The sequence below is a fragment of the Nonomuraea sp. NPDC051191 genome, assembly GCF_044455665.1.
Classification (GTDB): Bacteria; Actinomycetota; Actinomycetes; order Streptosporangiales; family Streptosporangiaceae; genus Nonomuraea.
The window spans coordinates 1-1,916 of the sequence record NZ_JBITEZ010000052.1 but is presented as its reverse complement, the minus strand read 5'-3'; the positions used below and the strand labels follow the sequence as shown (position 1 = coordinate 1,916).

Annotated in this window: 1 protein-coding gene; it reads right to left on the bottom strand. The window is 71.0% G+C overall.

Annotated features, from left to right (window positions below):
* Positions 1-1,886: polyketide synthase dehydratase domain-containing protein (locus ACIA8R_RS52945; RefSeq protein ID WP_397045846.1), on the bottom strand; the 1,886-nt coding region annotated here is incomplete at its 3' end.
* Positions 1,887-1,916 lie beyond the last annotated feature (30 nt).

The following is a 1,916-nucleotide window of genomic DNA, read 5'->3' as shown; positions in this document are numbered from 1 at the left end:
GCTCCCAGGTGGCGGGCGATCTGGATGGCGGCCATGCCGACCCCGCCGGCTCCGGCGTGGATGAGGACCCGCTCACCTCGGGACAGGCCGGCCAGGTCCACCAGCCCGTACCAGGCGGTGGCGAAAGCTCCCGGAACTGCGGCCGCGTCGGCGAAGCTCCACCCTTCAGGGATCTTCACCATCAATCGCTGATCGGTTACGACATGAGGGCCGAACGTTCCCTCGCCCAGCCCCATCACCCGGTCGCCGACGACGAGCTGCTCCACTCCCGGGCCGACCTCGCTCACCACACCGGCGAACTCGACACCGAGCGGACCGGCCTCACCGGGATACATGCCCAGGACGTTGAGCACATCGCGGAAGTTCAGCCCTGCGGCGCGGACCTGCACCCGTACCTGCCCGGTGTCCAGGTCCCGGTCCGCGCGCGGGTCCGGCACCAGGACCAGTCCTTCGACCGAGCCGGGCGTGGGGCAGTCCAGCCGCCACGCCCCGTCTCCGTCCGGTACCGCAAGGTCCTCCCCGGCCCGTGCGGGGGTCAGCCGGGGGACCAGGACCCGGCCCTGCCGGACCAGGATCTGCGGCTCATCTCCCACACCACCCGGCATGCTGCCGGTGCCCAGCACGTTGGCCAGCGCCTGCCAGGAAGCGGGTTGTCCGTCCACGTCGACCAGCAGGAACCGGCCGGGGTGCTCGGCCTGCGCCGACCGCGCCAACCCCAGCACCGCCGCCCCTACCAGCTCACGGTCAGGATCGGTGGTGCCGGGATCGGCGTTGTGTCCCACCGTGACCACGCCGGTGGTGAGCAGCACCAGCCGGGTCTCGGCCGACCGCTCACTGGCCAGCCAGCCCTTCAACACCTCCACCGCCCGGTCCAGCTCCACACGCAACCGCGACAGCAGCTCACCATGCTCGTCGTGGGTGGGCGCTCCCATGTCCAGGTGCAGGATCACCGTCCCAGTTATCGGCTCCTCGGCAGCCAGACCTGCGTCCAACGCCGACAGGTCGGAGTAGTGGCCCACGACAGCGCCACCAGCCGCCCGCACCCCCGCCACCACATCACCGGAGGACGGACCGACCACGATCACCTCCCCCGGCGCCGAATCCGCCCGGCTCCCTGACCACGGCACCCAGTCCATCCGCAGCAAAGACGACGACGAACCGGACGCGTGGACCAGCTGCCCCTCCCCCAGCTCCCGTAGAACCAGCGAACCGATCGAGACCACGGGCTTTCCCGCTGCGTCCGCCGCCTCCACGGTTATCGCGCCGTCCTCGGCAAGCCGCAGACGCACCCGAAGCTGCCGGGCCGCAGCCGCGTACAACCTCACGTCCTTCCAGGAGAACGGCACCGTGATCTTCTCTTCGCCCGCAGCGTCCCCGCCAGAGCTCTGCTCCGCCAGCCCGATCGCGTGCAGGGCCGCGTCCAGCAACGCCGGGTGAACCTCGAACCGGGCGGCATCCACACACTCGCGCTCACCCAGCTCGACCTCGGCGAACACCTCTCCCCCGCGCACCCAGGCCCGTTTCACTCCTTGGAAAGCCGGCCCGTACCCGTATCCCGTTTCCGCCAGCTTCTGGTAGAAGCCCTCCACTTCCACCGCCCGCGCCCCCACCGGCGGCCACACACCCAGCTCGAATCCAGCCTCCGCGCCAGCCCCGTTCACGCTCTCGGCGCTCTCGGCGTTCACCGCGCCTTCGGCGTGCATCGCGCTCGCGGCGTTCACCGCGCTCTCGGTTATCACCGCGCTGGCGTGACGCCGCCACCCCTCCCCTGCACCCGTTCCTGCTCCCGTTCCGGTTGCCGTCCCCGTCCCTGCTCCTGCCGGTCGGGCGTAGACGTGCACCTCACGTCGCCCGTCCGTACCCGCGCCGGACACCCGCACCAGCACCTGGGCTGAGGAGTCGGCGTCCAGCACCAA